We start from the raw sequence: 19,028 nt of genomic DNA, 5'->3' as shown, positions 1-19,028 counted from the left end.
AACGGGAGTCATGGGTTCACAGTTCGTTGTCGATGAGCGCGAAGATCTCCTCATCGGAGGCGGCGTCGATCTTCTCGACCATGCCGTCGGCGTCGTTCTGGCCCGCGCCGTACCGGGCGAGGGCGGTCTGCAGGATCGGGACGAGCCGGCCGCGGATGGCCTCGCCCTCCCCGTTGGCGCTGGTGAGCATGGCCTCGACGCGCTCCAGGGCGCTTTCCAGCACGTCCTCGGGCGAGGGCGTCCTGGGGGCGAGCGTGCGGAACAGGTAGTCGGCCAGGGAGGTCACGGTCGGGTGGTCGAAGACGAGCGTCGCGGGCAGCCGCAGGCCGGTCTCGGCGTTGAGCCGGTTGCGCAGCTCGACCGCGGTGAGCGAGTCGAACCCGAGCTGGCTGAAGGCGGTGCCGACGTCGATCTGGTCGGGGCTGGCGTGGGCGAGCACGGCCGCGACGTGCGCGCGGACGGTGGCGGTCAGCAGGCGCAGGCTCTCGGTGTGCGGAAGCGCCGCCAGCCGCTCGGCCAGCCCGCCCGCGACCGTCACGTTCGACGCGGTACGGCGGGGCCCGCGCACCAGCCCGCGCAGCATGGCGGGAAGGTCGTCGTTCTCCGCCCTGGCCCGCAGCCCGGCGGTGTCCCAGCGCACCGCCACGACCACGGCCTCGTCGGTGGCCAGCGCCGCGTCCAGCAACTCCAGCCCCTGAGTGGAGTCGAGCGGTGCGACGCCGGAGCGGGCCAGCCTGCCCCGGTCCGCGGCGCTGAGCCCGCCGGTGAGGTCGGTGGAGGTGTCCCAGAGTCCCCAGGCGATGGAGACGGCCGGCAGCCCCTCGTCCCTGCGCAGTTCGGCCAGCGCGTCCAGGTAGGTGTTGGCGGCGGCGTAGTTGCCCTGACCGGCGTTGCCCAGGATCCCGGCCAGTGAGGAGAAGAGCACGAAGATCCTGAGGTCGCGATCCTTGGTGAGCTCGTGCAGGTGCCAGGCCGCGTCCAGCTTGGGGGCGAAGACCCGGTCGATCCGCTCCGGCGTCAGCCCCTCGATCGTGGCGTCGTCCAGGACCCCGGCCGTGTGCACCACGCCCGTCAGGTCCGCGATCCCGTCCACCACCGCGGCCAGCGCCTGCCGGTCGGCCACGTCGCAGGCGAGCACCTCGACCCGCGCGCCCAGCTCTTCGAGCTCCGCGCGCAGCTCCCCGGCTCCCGGTGCGTCGGCGCCGCGCCGGGACAGCAGCACCAGGTCACGAACCCCGTGCCGCTCGACCAGGTGGCGGGAGATCAGGCCGCCCAGGCCGCCGGTCCCGCCGGTCACCAGGACCGTGCCGGAGCCGATGGGCTCCGGTTCCCCGGCGGTTCTGCGGGCCACGCGCGGGGCGAACAGCCTGCCGTCGCGCACCCGCACCTCCGGCTCGCCGGTCGCCAGCACCCGCTCCCAGTCGGCGAACCCGTCCGGGACGTCGGCCAGGACGAACCGGCCCGGCTGCTCGGTCTGCGCCGTCCGCACCAGGCCCCGGACCACTGCGGCGTCCAGGCCACTGGGCGCGAACACCACCTGGTGGTCCTCGCCGGCCACCGCCGCCAGGACGCGGGCGGCCAGCTCGCGCGGCGTGCCCTCGGCCAGCGGCACCACCGTGAACGAGCCCGCCGGATCGGCCGTGGGCGCGACCTCCACCCAGTCCAGGCCGTGCGGGGCCACCTGGGCGGCGGCCGCCCGGGGTGCGGCCTGCCGTACGCGGAGGGAGTCGATCGAGAAGACCGGGTGACCGGCGGCGTCCACCGCCTCGATCCCGGCGTCGTCGGCGCCGCGCGGCGTCAGCCGTACGCGCAGGAGGGAGGCCCGCGCGGCCGACAGGCGCACGCCGCGGAAGGCGAACGGCAGCCGCAGCGCGCCCTCATCGGCCGCCAGCACGAGCGGGTGGAAGGAGGCGTCCAGCAGCGCGGGGTGGATGCCGAACCCGGTCACGTCCACCCCGTCGGGGGCGCTGACCTCGGCGAACAGTTCCTCGCCCGCGCGCCACATCGCGCCCACGCCCTGGAAGGCCGGCCCGTACTCGTAGCCCTGGGCGGCCAGGCGCTCGTAGGACACCTCCACCGGCTGGGCGCCGTCGGGAGGCCAGGTGGCCGCCCAGCCGGGAGAGGCGGGTCCGGTGACGGCCAGGGCGCCGGAGGCGTGACGGACCCAGGCGTCGCCGGTCTCGGAGAAGATCGTGAGGCCGCGCCGGCCGTCGGACTCGGCGGAGACGACGACCTGGAGGCGGGCGGTTGCGGTGAGGATCAGCGGCGCCTCGATGATGAGTTCCTCGACCAGCTCGCAGCCGGCGGCGGCGGCCGCTTCGAGCGCCAGTTCGGCGAAGGCGGCGCCGGGCAGCAGGACGCCGCCCTCGACCGCGTGGTCGGCCAGCCAGGGCGCGACCTTGGTGGACAGCTGGCCGCTGAGCACGAGCCCGCCGTCGGCCACCGGCACGACCGCGTTCAGCAGCGGGTGCTCGGAGCCGTCCACGCCGGGGACGCGCCCTGCCCGCGCGCCGGCGTCCAGCCAGTAGCGCTGCCGGTCGAAGGCGTAGGCCGGCAGGTCCACGTGCCGGAAGGGGATGGCGGCGAGCGCGGCGGCCCAGTCGACCTCGGCGCCCAGCACGAACGCCTGGGCGAGCGCGGCCAGGAAACGCCGCCAGTCGCCCGAGCCCCTGCGCAGGGTGCCGCAGATGCCCGCGGCCTCGTTCATCTCGGCCACGTCCGCCTGGAGCACCGGGTGCGGGCTCACCTCGACGAACAGCGGCGCTCCGGTGACCGACCCGATCGCCTGCCGGAACAGCACCGGGTTGCGCACGTTGTCGAACCAGTAGCCGGCCGTCAGCCGGTCGGCGTCGATGAAGTCCCCGGCCATCGAGGAGCAGAACGCGATGTCGGTACGGCCCGGCCGTACCTCGCCCAGAAGAGCGGGCAGCTCGTCGCGCAGGACCTCGATGTGCGGCGTGTGCGAGGCGTAGTCCACCGCGATCCTGCGCGCCCGGTAGGGCTCCTCCCAGGCGGCGGCCACCTCGTCGAGCGCGTCCACGTCGCCGGCGACGACGCACCCGCCCGGCCCGCTGTCCACGGCGATCCACAGCCGTCCCTCGTACGGCGCGAGCAGCTCGCGGACCCGCTCGGACGGCAGCGCGACGGAGAGCATGCCCCCGGTGCCGCCGAGCCGCTCGACGATGATCCGGCTGCGCAGCGCGACGATCCGGGCGGCGTCCTCCACCGAGAGGACCCCGGCGACGCAGGCGGCGGCGATCTCGCCCTGCGAGTGGCCGACGACCGCGGCGGGCTCGACGCCGAGCGAGCGCCAGAGCTCGGCCAGCGCGACCATCACCGCGAACAGCACGGGCTGGACGACGTCGGAGCCGGACAGCTTCTCGCCCGAGCGCAGCACGTCCTCCACCGACCAGCCGGTGTGCGGCTTGAGCGCCTCGTCGCACGCGCGCAGCCGCTCGCGGAAGACCTCGCTGGCCTCAAGAAGCTCGACGGCCATGCCCGGCCACTGCGAGCCCTGGCCGGGGAACAGGAAGATGGTGCGGGCCGCGGCGGCGACGCCCTCCAGGACGGCGGGGTGCGGGGCGCCGTCCGCGAGCGCGTCGAGGCCGGCCAGCAGTTCGAGGCGGTCGCCGGCGATCACGACGGCGCGGTGGGCGAACCTGGCCCGGCGCGCGAGCACCGGGCCCGCGGCGGCCAGGTCGGCGAGCGGCGCGGTCGCGGCTCGCCCGCGCAGCCTGGCGGCCTGGGCGCGCAGCGCGCTGCCGGTCTTGGCCGACACGATCCACACCAGCGGCGCGCCGGTCTCGGGGGCGGGCTCCTCGTCGGGGCCGCGCTCCAGGATCAGGTGCGCGTTGGTGCCGCTCACGCCGAAGCTGGAGACACCCGCGCGCGGCGGGCGCTCGCCCTCGGGCAGCTCGACCTCGTCGGTCAGCACCCGTACGCCGCCCTGCGACCAGTCCACGTGCGGCGTCGGCTCGGCCACGTGCAGCGTGCGTGGCAGCACCCGGTGCTCCAGCGCCTTCACCATCTTGATCACGCCGCCGACCCCGGCCGCCGCCTGGGCGTGCCCGAGATTCGACTTGAGCGAGCCCAGCCAGAGCGGCCGGTCGGCCGGCCGCCTGCGTCCGTAGGTGGCCAGCAGGGCGTGCGCCTCGATCGGGTCGCCGAGGGTGGTGCCGGTGCCGTGCGCCTCCACCGCGTCCACGTCGTGAAGGTCGAGGCGGGCGTCGGCGAGTGCCTGCTCGATCACGCGCTCCTGGGCGGGTCCGCTCGGGGCGGTCATGCCGTTGCTGGCGCCGTCCTGGTTGACCGCGCTGCCGCGGACGACGGCCAGGATGCGGCGGCCGTTGCGGCGCGCGTCCGACAGGCGCTCCAGCAGCAGCACCCCGGCGCCCTCCGCCCAGGCCACCCCGTCGGCCGTGGAGGAGAACGCCTTGCAGCGCCCGTCGGGCGACAGCGCCCGCTGGCGGGAGAACTCCACGAACGGCACCGGCGACGGCATCAGCGTCACGCCGCCGGCCAGGGCCAGCGTGCACTCGCCCCGGCGCAGCGCCTGGGTGGCGAGGTGGATGGCGACCAGCGAGGAGGAGCAGGCGGTGTCGATCGAGATCGACGGGCCCTCCAGGCCGTAGACGTAGGAGACGCGGCCGGACAGCACGCTGGCCACGGACGAGGTGAACAGCGTGCCCTCGATCGCCTCGGGGGAGCCGTCGAGGAAGCGGTTGGAGTAGTGCTCGTACATCACGCCCGCGTACACGCCGGTACGGCTGCCGCGCAGCGTCCCCGGGTCGATCCCGGCCGCCTCGAACGCCTCCCAGGTGGCCTGCAGGAACAGCCGGTGCTGCGGGTCGGTGCCGAGCGCGTGGCGCGGGCTGATGCCGAAGAACGCGGCGTCGAAGTCGAACGCGTCGGGGATGAAGCCGCCGTTGCGCGTGTAGCTCTTGCCGATCGCGTCGGGGTCGGGGTCGTACAGGTCATCGAGGTTCCAGCCGCGGTCGTCGGGGAAGTCCCCGATGGCGTCGCGGCCGGAGCGCACGAGCTCCCACAGTTCCTCGGGGCTGCTGACGCCGCCGGGGAAGTGGCAGGCCATGCCCACGATGGCGATGGGCTCGTGGCGACGGCTCTCGTCCTCGGTCAGGCGCCTGCGGGTCTCCGCCAGTTCGACGGTGGCGCGCTTGAGATAGTCGCGGAGCTTGTCCTCGGTACCCATCGCTCGGGCCTTTCCTGTCATGGTTCACAGTTCCTTGTCGATGAGTGCGAAGATCTCCTCATCGGAGGCGGTGTCGATGTCGACGCCCTCGTCGTCATTGCTCGCGGTGCCCCCGAACCTGGTCAGGCCGCTCTGCAGCACGGCGACCAGGCGGCCGCGGATGTCCTCGCCGTTGTCCTTGGCGGTGGTGATCATGGAGCCGACGCGTTCCAGGACTCCGCGCAGGAGGTCCTCGGGCGACGGCGTGGCGGGTGCCAGGGTCTCGTGCAGGTACTTGGCCAGCGCCGAGACCGTCGGGTGGTCGAAGACGAGCGTCGCGGGCAGCCGCAGGCCGGTCTCGGCGTTGAGCCGGTTCTGCAGCTCGACCGCGGTGAGCGAGTCGAACCCGAGCTGGTTGAAGGCGCTGTCCACGTCGATGTGGTCGGCGCTGGCGTGGGCGAGCACCGCGGCCACGTGTCCGCGGACCGTCGTGGTGAGCAGCCGCATCGCCTCGGACTCCGTGAGCGCCGCGAGCCGCTCGGTGAGCCGCCCCGTCCCCTTCTTCTGCGACGAGGTACGGCGCGGCGCCCGCACCATCCCCCTGAACAGGGGTGGCAGGCTGCCGTCCTCGGCCCTGGCGCGCAGGCCGACCATGTCCCATCGGGCCGCCACGACCACCGGCTCGTCCCCGGCCAGCGCGGCGTCGAACAGGGCCAGCCCGTGCTCGGCCCCGAGCGGGGCGACACCGGCGCGGGCGAGCCTGGCGATCTCCAGGTCGGTGAGCTCGCCGCCCATGCCGCCGTCCCAGAGCCCCCAGGCGATGGAGACGGCGCGCAGTCCTTCTGCGGTGCGTTGCTCGGCCAGCGCGTCGAGGTAGGTGTTGGCGGCGGCGTAGTTGCCCTGGCCGGCGTTGCCGAGGATGCCGGCCAGCGAGGAGAAGAGCACGAAGGCCTTGAGGTCGCGATCCTTGGTGAGCTCGTGCAGGTGGTGGGCGGCGTCCAGCTTGGGGGCGAAGACCCGGTCGACGCGCTCCGGCGTCAGCCCGTCGATCGTGGCGTCGTCCAGGACCCCGGCCGTGTGCACGACGCCGGTCAGGTCCGCGATTCCGTCCACGACCGCGGCCAGCGCCTGCCGGTCGGCCACGTCGCAGGCGAGCACCTTCACCTTGGCGCCCAGCTCTTCGAGCGCCGCCTTCAGCTCCGCCGCCCCCGGCGCGTCGGCGCCGCGCCGGGACAGCAGCACCAGGTCTCGCACCCCGTGCCGCTCTACCAGGTGGCGGGAGATCAGGCCGCCCAGGTCGCCGGTCCCGCCGGTGACCAGGACCGTGCCGGAGCCGAGCGTGACCGGCCCCTCCACGGTCCGGCGCGTCAGGCGGGGGGCCAGCACCTTGCCGTCCGACACCCGCACCTGCGGCTCGCCGGTGGCCAGCACCCGCTCCCAGTCCGTGAAGCCGTCCGGGACGTCGGCCAGGACGAACCGGTCGGGCTGCTCGGTCTGCGCCGTCCGCACCAGGCCCCGGACCACCGCGGCGTCCAGGCCGCGCGGCGCGAAGACCACCAGGCGCTCTTCCCCGGCCATCGCGGCCAGCGCCCGGGTGGTCAGCTCGCGCGGCGTGCCCTCGGCCAGCGGCACCACCGTGAACGCGCCGACCGGCTCGCCCGCCGGCGCGACCTCCACCCAGTCCAGGCCGTAAGGCGCGGGACCGGTCGAGTGGCCGCCGAGCGCGCCCGCGGCCACCGCGCGGATGCGCGCCGACTCCAGCGCGAACACCCGCAGGCCCGAGGCGTCGGCCGCCTCGATCGAGCATCCGTCCTGGCCGTCGCGCAGCAGCCGCACCCGCAGCGCCGTCGCCCCCGGGGTCACCAGGCGTACGCCGCGGAACTCGAACGGCAGCCGCAGCTCCGCCGAGGGCGCGCCGATCAGCAGCACGTGGAACATCGCGTCGAACAGCGCCGGGTGAATCCAGTGGCCGGTCACGTCGAGCTCGCCCACGGCCACGTCGGCGAACAGCTCCTCACCGGAGCGCCACAGCGCGCGCACGCCCTGGAAGGCGGGCCCGTACTCGTAGCCGGCGTCGGCCAGCGGGCCATAGGCCACCTCGACCGGCTCGGCGCCCGGCGGGGGCCAGGTCGCCGCCCAGTCGCAGGCGGCGGGGGCCGCGGGCTCCGGTGACAGGGTGGCGCGCACGTGGCGGGTCCAGGGGGCGTCGGGGTCCGCCGCGGGGCGGGAGAGGACGCGGGCCTGCCGTACACCCTGGTCGTCTGGGGTGTCCGCGACGACCTGGACGGTCACGCCGCCACGCTCGGTGAGCACGAGCGGCGCCTCGAAGACCAGCTCCTCGATCTGGCCGCCGGCCTCCAGGAGCAGGTCGGCGAAGGCCGCGCCGGGCAGTACGGCGGCGCCGTTGACGGCGTGGTCGGCCAGCCAGGGCGAGTCGGACAGCGACAGGCGGCCGGTGAGCACGCTCACGCCGTCGCCGGCCACGTCGAGCGCGGCGCTCAGCAGCGGGTGGGTGACCTCGCGCAGGCCGGTCGCGGACAGGTCGGCGACGCGGGCGGGCGGGTCGAGCCAGAAGCGCTCGCGGTCGAAGGCGTAGGTGGGCAGGTCGACCGGGGCGCCGGGGCCGGTCATCGAGGGCCACTCGACGCGGGCGCCGATCACCCAGGCCTGCGCGAGGCAGGTGACGAGGGCGTCGGTTTCCGGGCGCTTGCGGCGGCTGAGCGTGAGGACGGCGGCCTCGCGGCCGTCCAGGCAGTCGTGGGTCATCCCGGCGAGCACGGCCTGCGGGCCGATCTCCAGGTAGGCGTCGGCGCCGAGCGAGTCCAGCCGCTCGATCATGGCCTGGAACTGGACCGCGCGGCGGATCTGGGCCAGCCAGTACTCGCGGTCGGCCCACGAGCCGCCGTTGAGGTTGGTGGCGAACTCCAGTTTCGGCTCGGCGAACTCGACGTCCTCCAGCACGGCGGCGAAGGGGGCCAGCATCGGCTCCATGAGCGGTGAGTGGAAGGCGTGGCTGACGGCGAGGCGGTGGATGCGCCGGCCGAGGTCCGTCCAGTGCTCGGCGAGCGCGAGGCAGGCCGCGACCTCGCCGGAGACGACGATGCTCTTGGGCCCGTTGACGGCGGCGACGCCGATCAGGTGCTCCTGCCCGGCCAGCGACGAGGCGATCTCCTTGGCCGTGGCCTCGATCGCGACCATCGCGCCCGGGGTGTCGAGTCCCTGCATGAGACGGCCGCGGGCGGCGATCAGCCGGGCGGCGTCGGGCAGCGACCAGACGCCCGCGGCGTACGCGGCGGCGAACTCGCCCACCGAGTGGCCCGCGACGATGCCGGGGTGCACGCCGAGCGACTCCAGCAGCCGGAAGGCGGCCACCTCGAAGGCGAACAGCGCGGGCTGCGTGTAGGAGGTCTCGTTGAGCAGCTTGGCCTCGGGGGTGCCGGGCTCGGCCCACATCACCTCGCGCAACGGGCGGTCCAGGTGGCGGTCCAGCTCGGCGCAGACCTCGTCGAGCGCCTTGGCGAAGGCGGGGAAGGCGGCGTACAGCTCGCGGCCCATCCCGTGCCGCTGGCCGCCCTGGCCGGTGAACAGGTAGGCGAGCTTGAGGTGCTCCTTGGCCTGCCCTTCCACGACCTCGGCCGGGGCCTCGCCGCGCAGGTGCCCGCCGAGCCCGGCCAGCAGCGCCTCCCGGTCGCCGCCGAGTACGGCGACGCGGTGCGTGAAGGCGGCGCGGCGCGTGACCAGCGAGTGGGCCACGTCCTGGGCGCCGGTCTCGGGCCGGTCCAGCACGAAGTCACGCAGCCTGGCGGCCTGCCCGCGCAGCGACGTGGCGGTCTGCGCGCTGAGCGCCCAGACCAGCGGGCCATGACCGGCCCGAGCGGTGGCGGCGGGGACGGGCTCCTGGTCGTACTCCTCCAGGACGGCGTGGGCGTTGGTGCCGCTGATGCCGAAGGCCGAGACGCCCGCGCGGCGGGGCCGCTTGTCGCGCGCCGTCCACTCGCGGGCCTCGGTGAGCAGGTTGACGGCGCCCGCCGACCAGTCCACGTGCGGGGTCGGCTCGGCCACGTGCAGGGTGGGCGGCATGACGCGGTTCCGCAGCGCCATCACGGCCTTGATCACGCCGGCGACTCCGGCGGCGGCCTGGGCGTGTCCGATGTTCGACTTCACCGAGCCGAGCCACAGGGGCTGATCCGCCGCACGATTACGTCCATATGTGGACAAAATGGCCTGTGCTTCGATCGGGTCGCCCAGCTTGGTGCCGGTCCCGTGCGCCTCGACCACGTCCACGTCCGCCGTGGTCAGCCTGGCGTCGGACAACGCCTGCGCGATCACGCGCTCCTGGGCCGGCCCACTCGGGGCGGTCATGCCGTTGCTGGCGCCGTCCTGGTTGACGGCGGTGCCGCGGATGACCGCGAGGATCGGCCGGCCGTTCCGGCGCGCGTCCGACAGGCGCTCCAGCAGCAGCACCCCGGCGCCCTCCCCCCACGCCACCCCGTCGGCGGTCGAGGAGAACGACTTGCACCGCCCGTCGGGAGACAACCCCCGCTGCTTCGAGAACTCCACGAACGTGTCCGGCGGCACCAGCACCGTCACGCCCCCGGCCAGCGCCATCCCGCACTCGCCGTCGCGCAGCGCGCGTACCGCGAGGTGGACGGCCACCAGCGAGGAGGAGCAGGCGGTGTCCACCGAGATCGACGGACCCTCAAGACCGAACGTGTAGGACACCCGCCCCGACAGCACGCTCGGCGTGCTGGAGGTCAGCAGCAGGCCCTCGACCGACTGCGGGATCGCGCCGTGGGTGAACCTGACCGAGTAGTCGTTGTACATGCACCCCGCGTAGACCCCGGTACGGCTGCCGCGCAACGTCGCCGGGTCGATCCCGGCCCGCTCGAACGCCTCCCACGACGCCTCCAGGAACAACCGCTGCTGCGGGTCCGTGGCCAGCGCGTTGCGCGGGCTGATCCCGAAGAAGCCGGCGTCGAAGCTCGCCACGTCGTGCACGAAGCCGCCGTGCCTGGTGTACGACTTGCCGGGAGCCTCCGGGTCCGGGTCGTAGACGTCCTCGTCCCAGCCTCGGTCGGCGGGGAACTCACTGATCGCGTCCACACCGGACCTGACCAGGTCCCACAGCTCTTCCGGGCTGGACACCCCACCCGGATAGCGGCAGGCCATGCCCACGATCGCTATCGGCTCGTGGCTGCGCGCCTGCGCGTCCGCCAGGCGCTGCCTGGTCTCGGCGAGTTCGACCGTGGCCCGCTTAAGGTAATCGCGGAGCTTTTCCTCAGTTGCCATGATCGGGTCCTTCCGCCATGCTCCGGTTGTCGATCAAGGCGAAGATCTCCTCGTCGGAGGCCGAAACGATCTTCTCGGCGGCGCCGTTCGCCGCGGTGCCACCGCTGCCGAACCGGGTGAGGGCGCTCTGCAGGATGGCCACCAGCCGTCCCTTGATCCCCTCGCCCTCCCCGTTGGCCGCCAGCAGCATCGACTCGACCTTCTCCACCGCGCCGCGCAGCGTGTCCTCGGGCGAGGGCGTCTGCGGGGCCAGGGACTGGAACAGGTGCTCGGCCAGCGCGCTGACCGTCGGGTGATCGAAGACGAGCGTCGCCGGCAGCCGCAGCCCGGTGTCGGCGTTGAGCCGGTTGCGCAGCTCGACCGCGGTGAGCGAGTCGAAGCCCAGTTCGTTGAACGACTTGTCCACGCCGACGCCGTCGGCGCCGTCGTGCCCGAGCACCGCCGCCACGTGCGAGCGGACCAGGCCGGTCAGGTGGTTGCGCGCGTCCGGCTCGGCCATGACGGCCAGCCGCTCGACCAGCGCCACCGGCCCGGCCGCTGGCGCCGTGCCGTTCCTCGCGGCACTGCCCTTCTCCGCGGTACGGCGGGGCGCGCGCACCAGCCCCCGCAGGATCGAGGCGAGCTCCCCCGCCTCGGCCCGCTGCCGCAGCGCCGCCGCGTCCCACCGGGCCGCCACGACCACGGCCTCGGCGGCCGGAGCGGTCAGGACGGCGTCGAAGAGGTCGAGGCCCTGCTCGGCGGAGAGGGCGGCGACACCGGCGCGCGACATCCGCGCGACGTCGGCGCCGGACAGCTCACCGGCCATCCCGGTCTCCCACGCGCCCCACGCCACCGACACCGCGGGCAGCCCCAGGGCGTGGCGGTGCTCGGCGAGGGCGTCGAGGAAGGCGTTGGCGGCGGCGTAGCCGGCCTGCCCCGCGGTGCCGATCACGCCGGCCACCGAGGAGAACAGGATCAGCGGACGGTCCCCGGCCAGCTCGTGCAGCCGCCACGCGGCGTCCGCCTTGGGCGCGAGCACGGTGTCGAGCTGCGTGGCCGACAGTCCGGCGACGGTCGCGTCGTCCAGGACCGCGGCCGTGTGCACGACCCCGCCCAGCTCGGGGATCCCGGCGACCAGCCTGCCCAGCGCGTCCCGGTCGGAGACGTCGCACGCGGCGACCGTGACGCGGGCGCCCAGCGACTCCAGCCGCCCGGTCAGCTCGGCCGCGCCAGGCGCGCCCGCGCCGCTCCGGGAGACCAGCACCAGGTCGCGCACGCCGTGCCGCGCGGCCAGCCGCTCGGCCACCAGCCCGCCCAGCGCACCGGTGCCGCCGGTGACCAGCACGGTCCCCCCGGCCAGGGTGCCCGCGAGAGCCCGCGTCAGAGCGTGATCGGTCGCCATCGCCGGAGCGTGGTCGGGAGCGGGGGCCGGCGAGCCCGGGTCCACCGTGCCCGGGTTCGCCGGCGTCGCGCCCGCCGGACCCCCGGTCCGTCGGGTCAGGCGGGGAACCTGGAGGCTGCCGCCGCGGGCCCGCACCTGGGGCTCGTCGGTGGCGGCCAGCAGTTCCCAGTCGGTGAAGCCCGCGTCCACGTCGGCCAGCGCGAAGCGGCCGGGGTGCTCGGCCTGGGCGGAGCGCACCAGTCCCCACAGAGGGCCGGTGACGACCGCGGATCCCCTGGTCACGAAGACCATCCGGGACTGCCAGAACCGCTCGTCGCCCACCCAGCCCTGCACGAGGTCGAGGGCCTGGTAGAGGACGTCGTGCACGGAGTAGGGCAGGTCATCGGCGTCCGGCTCGAACGGGACCAGCACCGCCCGCGGCGCGTCCACGCTCATGTCGGCCAGCGAGGCCAGGTCGTAGTAGCGCTGACCGCCGACCTCGTCGGCGAAGGCGTCGTAGCCGACCGTGGCCCAGGTGACGACGCCGCGCTCGGGCTCGGGCAGCTCGGTCCAGTCAATGCCGTAGGTCTCGGCGGACGGGGCCGCGCCGGTGCGCGGGACCGCGCGCAGGGTCAGCGATTCGGCCGAGGCGATCGGGGTGCCGGACACGTCGTACACGGTCAGGGCGTGGCGGTCCTGGCCTTGGGGCGTCAGCCGTACGCGGAGGGCGCGCGCGCCGCCGGTGCTCGCGTGCACGCCGCTCCACGCGAACGGCAGCAGCAGCGTCCCCGGCTCGCCCGCGGCGTCGAGCACCAGCAGGTGGAGCGCGGCGTCGAGCAGCGCGGGGTGCAAGGTGAACCGGTCGGCACCCTCGCCGACGTGGTCGGGCAGGTCCACCTCGACATAGGCGTCCGCGCCCGCACGCCAGGCGGCGCGCAGACCCTGGAAGGCGGGCCCGTAGCCGTAGCCGCGCTCGGCCAGGCGCTCGTAGGCGTCGTCGAGGTCCACGCCCGTGGCGTCGGCCGGCGGCCAGACGGCCAGCGGCTCGACTGCGGCGGGCGCGCCCGCCCCGCCGGTTGCGGCGGGTGCGCTGTCCGAGAGCGTGCCGGTCGCGTGGCGGGTCCACGGGGCGTCGGGGTCGCCCGCCGGGCGGGCGTGGACGGACAGGTCGCGGTGGCCGCCCTCGCCGGAAGCGCCGACGGTCAGCTGGATCTGGACCGCCTCAGCGGTGGCCAGGCGCAGCGGAGCCTCCAGTGTCAGGTCCTCGACGGTCGCGGCCCCCACCGTGGCGGCGGCCTCCAGGGCCAGCTCCACGAACGCGGTGCCGGGCAGCAGGACCGTGCCGTCCACGGCGTGGTCGGCCAGCCACGGGGTGGCGGCGAGCGAGAGCCTGCCGGTCAGCAGGTGCCCGTCGCCGGCGGCCAGCGGGACGGCCGCGCCGAGCAGCGGGTGACGGGCCGCGTCCAGGCCGGTGGCGGACACGTCGGTGCCGCCGGCCGTACCGTCGAGCCAGTAGCGCTGCCGCTCGAAGGGGTAGGTCGGCAGCTCGGCGAGGGGTCCGTCGCCCAAGGCGGCGGGCCAGTCGACCGGGGCGCCGAGGACGTGGGCCTGGGCCAGCGCGGTGAGCAGGCGGGCGCGCCCGCCGTCGCCGCGCCGCAGCGTGCCGGTGGCGCCGCCGGGGCGGCCCGCGGCGGTCAGCGTGTCCTGGACGTGCCCGGTCAGCACCGGGTGCGGGCTGGTCTCGACGAACAGCGGCGTCCCCGCGAACGACTCCACGGCCTCCTGGAAACGGACGGGGTTGCGCAGGCTCGTGTACCAGTATTCGGCGGTCAGCTCGGCGTGCTCGACCGGGCCGCCCGCGTAGGAGGAGCAGAAGGCGACCTCGCCGGCGCGCGGCCTGATGCCGTCCAGCGCGGACAGGATCTCCTCGCGCAGCGCCTCGATGTGCGGGGTGTGCGCGGCGTAGCCGATCGCGACCCGCCGGGCGTTCAGGCTCTCGCCGTGCGCGGCGGTGAACTCCTCCAGCGCGTCGGCGTCCCCGCCGATCACACAGCTCTCCGGCCCACTGTGTACGGCCAGCCAAAGCCGGCCCGCCCACGGCTCGATCAGCTCGCGCCCCCGCTCGGCCGGGACCGGCAGGGCGACCATGCCGCCACGGTCCCCGAGCCGCGTCAGGGCCCGGCTGCGCAGAACCACGACCTTGGCCGCGTCCTCCAGCGACAGGGCGCCGGCCACGCAGGCGGCGATGATCTCGCCCTGCGAGTGCCCGACGACCGCCGACGGCTCGACGCCCAGCGCACGCCACACCTTCGCCAGCGCCACCATCACCGCGAACAGCACCGGCTGGATGACGTCGGAGCCCTCCAGCTTGCCCTCGGCGCGCAGCGCGTCCTCGACGGACCAGCCGGTGTGCGCTCTGAGCGCCGTGTCGCAGCGGCGCAGCTCGGTGCGGAAGACCTCGTCGGAGTCCAGCAGTTCGACGGCCATCCCGGCCCACTGCGAGCCCTGGCCGGGGAAGACGAAGACCGGCTGGACGTCCCTGTCCGCGACGCCGGTCACGAGAGCGGCGTGCGGGGCTCCTTCCGCCAGCGCGTCCAGGGCGGCGAGCAGGTCGCCGCGCTCGCGGGCGACCACGACGGCGCGGTAGGCGAACCCGGCCTTCCTGGCCAGCGCCCGTCCGGCGGCGGCCAGGTCGGACGCCCCGGCGGCGACCTCGCGCAGCCGGGTGGCCTGGGCGCGCAGCGCGCTCTCGGACCTGGCCGACAACACCCAGGCCAGAAGCTCCTGACCGGACTCCTGATCGGACTCCTGACCGGACTCCGGCGCGGGCTCCGAGGCGTACCGCTCCTGGGCATGTTCCGGCGCGGCTTCTGAGGCGCGTTCTGGCGCGGGCTCGGGGGCGATGAGCGCGGGTTCCGGGGCGGTGGGGGCCTGTTCGATGATCAGGTGGGCGTTGGTGCCGCTGATGCCGAAGCTGGAGACCGCGGCCCGCAGCGTGCGGCCCTCGGGCAGGTCGACGGGCGAGGTCAGCAGCCTGACGTTCCCGGCCGACCAGTCCACGTGCGGGCTGGGCTCGTCGGCGTGCAGGGTGCGCGGCAGCACGCGGTGCTCCAGCGCCTGCACCATCTTGATGACGCCGCCGACTCCCGCGGCGGCCTGCGTGTGGCCGAGGTTCGACTTGAGCGAGCCGAGCCACACGTCGTCGTAGACCGACATGACGGACTCGGCCTCGATCGGGTCGCCGAGCGTGGTGCCGGTGCCGTGGGCCTCCACGACGTCCACGTCGGCGGAGGTGAGGCGGGCGTCGGCCAGCGCCTGGCGCATGACCGCCTGCTGGGCCAGCCCGCTGGGCGCGGTGAGGCCGTTGCTGGCGCCGTCCTGGTTGACCGCGCCGCCCCTGATGACGGCGAGCACGGGGTGGCCGTTGCGCCGGGCGTCGGACAGGCGCTCCAGCAGGAGCATCCCGGCGCCCTCCGCCCAGCCGGTACCGTCGGCGGCGGCGGAGAAGGCCTTGCAGCGGCCGTCGCGGGCCAGCCCGCCCTGGCGGCTGAACTCCACGAACATGCCGGGCGTGGACATCACGGTCACCCCGCCGGCCAGCGCCATCGTGCACTCGCCGCGGCGCAGCGCCTGCGTGGCGAGGACGATCGAGACCAGCGACGACGAGCAGGCCGTGTCCGTGGTGAGCGCCGGGCCGCGCAGGCCGAGCGTGTACGCGATCCGGCCGGAGACCACGCTGAGCGCGGTGCCGGTGAGCAGGTGACCGTCGGCGACGCCGCCGGACAGGTGCAGCCGGGGACCGTAGTCGGGCGCCATCGCGCCCACGAACACCCCGGTCGCCGTGTCACGCAGCTCGGCCGGGTCGATTCCGGCCCGCTCGACCGCCTCCCAGCTGATCTCCAGCAGAAGCCGCTGCTGCGGGTCCATGGCGGCGGCCTCGCGCGGGCTGATGCCGAAGAAGGCGGCGTCGAAGCGGTCGGCGTCGTGCAGGAAGCCGCCGTGGCCGGTGTCGCTGGTGCCCGAACGGTCCTGACCGGTGGCGAACAGCGCCGCCATGTCCCAGCCCCGGTTCGCCGGGAACTCGGTGATCGCGTCGGTCCCCTCGCTGACCAGCTTCCACAGGTCGGCGGGCGAGGCCACGCCACCCGGATACCGGCAGCCCATCCCGACCACCACGACCGGGTCGTCGTCGAGGCGGGCACGCTCCTGGACGGTCGCCCGCGGCGCCTCCCGCGCCAGCAGCGCGCGCAGGTGGTCGATCAGCTTCTGCGGGGTCGGGTGGTCGAACAGCAGGCTCGTCGGCAGCCGCAGCCCGGTGGCCGAGCGCAGCCGGTTGCGCAGGTCCAGCGCGGTGGCGGACTCGACGCCGAGGTTCTTGAACGTCCTGGCGGGCTCGATCCCGGCGGCGTCCTCGTGCCCGAGCAGCCCGGCCAGCGTGGTCAGCACCAGCTCCCGGACATCCCCGGTGAACCCCGCGCCCTCAGCACCGTCCGCGTGGTCAGCGCCGTTCGGGTGCGCGCCGTTCGGGTGCGCGCCGTTCGGGTGCGCGCCGTTCGCGTGGTCAGCGTGCGTCCCGCCGTTGAGCGCCGCCCGCGCGGCCCTGGCGCCTTCCGCGGGTACGGCCAGCCGGTGACGGCGGCGCTGGAACGGGTAGGTCGGCAGGTCGACCAGCCGCCCGCCCCCGCAGGGGCCGGCCCAGTCGACCTCGGCTCCCCCGGCATAGGCCTCGGCCAGCGAGCGCATGACCCGCTCCGCCCCGCCGTCGTCGCGGCGCAGGGTGCCGACGGCGGCCACCTCGCGCCCCGCGGCCTCGGCGGTCTCGCTCACCCCCGACACCAGCACCGGGTGCGGGCTGCACTCCACGAACACCCCGGCGTCGTGCTCCAGAGCGACCCTGACCGCCTGCCCGAAGCGGACGGGCCGCCGCAGGCTGGCATACCAGTAGGAGGCGTCCAGCTCGGCGGTGTCGATGGGCCGGCCGGTGAGCGTGGAGACGAAGGTGGTGCACGTGGACGCGGGCCGTACCGGGGCGAGGGCGGCGAGGACCTCGTCGCGGACCTGCTCGACCTCGGCGGAGTGGGAGGCGTAGTTGACCGGGATGATTCGGCTGCGGTACTCGGGCAGCCGCGACTTCAGCTCGGCGAGCGCCTCGTGCGGGCCGGACACGACGAAGGACGTGGGCCCGTTGACGGCGGCGACGGCCAGGTGGCGGGAGATGCGCGCCATCGTGCTCTCGATCACGCCGAGGGGCGCGGCCAGCGACATCATGCCGCCCTTGCCGGCGATCCCGGCGATGGCCTTGCTGCGCAGTCCGACGACGCGGGCACCGTCCTGGGCGGACAGGGCGCCGACGGCGGTGGCGGCGGCGATCTCGCCCTGGGAGTGTCCGATGACCAGGTCGGGACGCAGGCCGTGCGACTGCCAGAGCGCGGCCAGGCCGGTCATGACGGCCCACAGCGCGGGCTGGACCACGTCCACCCGGTCGAGGCCGGGCGCGCCGGGCTTCTCGCGCAGCACGTCCATGAGGTCGTAGTCGGTGAACGGGGCGAGCGCGAGCGCGCACTCGGCGACCCGCTCGGCGAAGGCGGGCGAGCCGGACAGCAGCTCACGGGCCATGCTCGGCCACTGGGCGCCCTGGCCGGGGAAGACGAAGGCGGTGCGCCCGGCGCCGGAACCGGTGACGGCCGCGTCGTGCGGCAGGCCGCCGGCCAGCGCCCGCAGCGCCTCCCGCTTGGCGGTGCCGAGCACCACCGCGCGGTGCTCGAAGGCGGCGCGGCTGCGCACCAGGCTCCACGCCACGTCGGCCGGGTCGGCCTCGACGTCGGCGAGCTGCTCGGCCCGTTCCTTCAGCGCGCCGGGGGACCGGGCGGAGAACACCCAGGGGGCGCCGCCGTCGGGCTCCTTGTGGGCGGGCGGACGCCGGGAGCCGCCGATGCTGAGGCGCGGCGGCTCGGTGACGAGCAGGTGGCAGTTGGTGCCGCCCATGCCGAACGAGCTCACGCCCGCGACCAGGCGGCGCGCGGACCACGGGAGGGTCTCGGGGACGACGCGCAGGCGCAGCGAGTCGAAGGGGATCTCCGGGTTGGGCGTCTCGCAGTGGAGGCTGGCGGGCAGCTCGCGGTGCTTCAGGCTCAGCACGACCTTGAGCAGCCCGGCGATGCCCGCCGCGCCCTCCAGGTGGCCGATGTTGGTCTTCACCGAGCCGACGAGCAGGGGCTCGGTGGCCGGGCGGGCCTTGCCGTACACGGAACCGAGGGCGGTGGCCTCGATCGGGTCGCCGACCTTGGTCCCGGTGCCGTGGAGCTCCACGTACTGCACGGCACCGGGCGCGACCCCCGCCTGAGCGCAGGCCGACTCGATGACCTCGGCCTGCGCCCGGCCGCTGGGGACGGTCAAACCCTCGCCGCCGCCGTCGTTGTTGACCGCGCCGCCCAGGATCACCGCGTGGATGACGTCCCGGTCGGTTATGGCCGCGGCGAGGGGCTTGAGCACGACGAGTCCGCCGCCCTCGCCGCGTACGTAGCCGTTGGCCCGCGCGTCGAAGGTGTGGCAGCGGCCGTCGGGTGACAGCGCGCCGAACTCGCCGATGGCGTTGGTGGTCTCGCCCAGGAGGTTGAGGTTGACGCCGCCGGCGACGGCCAGGCCGATCTCGCCGCGGCGCAGGCTCTCGCACGCCATCTGGACGGCCACGAGCGAGGAGGACTGACCGGCGTCCAGGGTGAGGCTCGGGCCGCGCAGGCCGAGCAGGTAGGAGACCCGGTTGGCGATCATCGCCCGGTTGGCGCCGGTGTAGCCGTGCCGGCCGCCGGCTCCCAGGGACGCGAAGTCGTTGGAGATCGCGCCCAGGAACACGCCCGCCGCGCTGCCGCTCAGTTCCGCGGGCAGCACCCGCGCGTTCTCCAGGGCCTCCCAGGCCAGCTCCAGCACGAGGCGCTGGTGCGGATCCATGGCCGCGGCCTCGTTCGGGGAGATCCCGAAGAACGCGGCGTCGAAGCCCTCGACGTCCTCCAGGAATCCGCCGAAGCGGTAACCGGCGGCGTTCGGCCACCGGTCCTCGGGGGCCGGGGTGACCGCGTCCACTCCATCACGCAGCAGGTGCCAGAACCGGGCCGGGTCGGCAGCCTGAGGGAGCCTGCAGGACATGCCGACGACGGCGATCCCAGCCAGCTGATTCGACTCACCAACCATCAA

The 19,028-nt window shown here is 74.8% G+C and carries 3 protein-coding genes; all 3 read right to left on the bottom strand.

The window, feature by feature from the left end; all coding sequences use genetic code 11:
* Nucleotides 1-16 precede the first annotated feature (16 nt).
* From ACIBHY_RS34275 to ACIBHY_RS34265, 3 genes are read right to left on the bottom strand one after another with little or no spacing between them, the layout of a single operon-like run.
* Complete coding sequence (locus ACIBHY_RS34275) at nucleotides 17-5,209, bottom strand: SDR family NAD(P)-dependent oxidoreductase (protein ID WP_397308856.1); 5,193 nt, start codon at nucleotides 5,207-5,209, stop codon at nucleotides 17-19.
* 24 nt (nucleotides 5,210-5,233) lie between these two features.
* Nucleotides 5,234-10,477, bottom strand: a complete 5,244-nt coding sequence (locus tag ACIBHY_RS34270; RefSeq protein WP_397308855.1) for an SDR family NAD(P)-dependent oxidoreductase — start codon at nucleotides 10,475-10,477, stop codon at nucleotides 5,234-5,236.
* Nucleotides 10,467-19,025, bottom strand: a complete 8,559-nt coding sequence (locus ACIBHY_RS34265; RefSeq protein WP_397308854.1) for a type I polyketide synthase — start codon at nucleotides 19,023-19,025, stop codon at nucleotides 10,467-10,469. Before ACIBHY_RS34265 ends, ACIBHY_RS34270 begins: the two co-directional genes overlap by 11 nt.
* Between the last annotated feature and the right edge of the window lie 3 nt (nucleotides 19,026-19,028).

The organism is Nonomuraea sp. NPDC050547 (assembly GCF_044457345.1).
Taxonomy (GTDB): Bacteria; Actinomycetota; Actinomycetes; order Streptosporangiales; family Streptosporangiaceae; genus Nonomuraea.
This window is presented reverse-complemented; position numbering and strand designations above follow the sequence as displayed.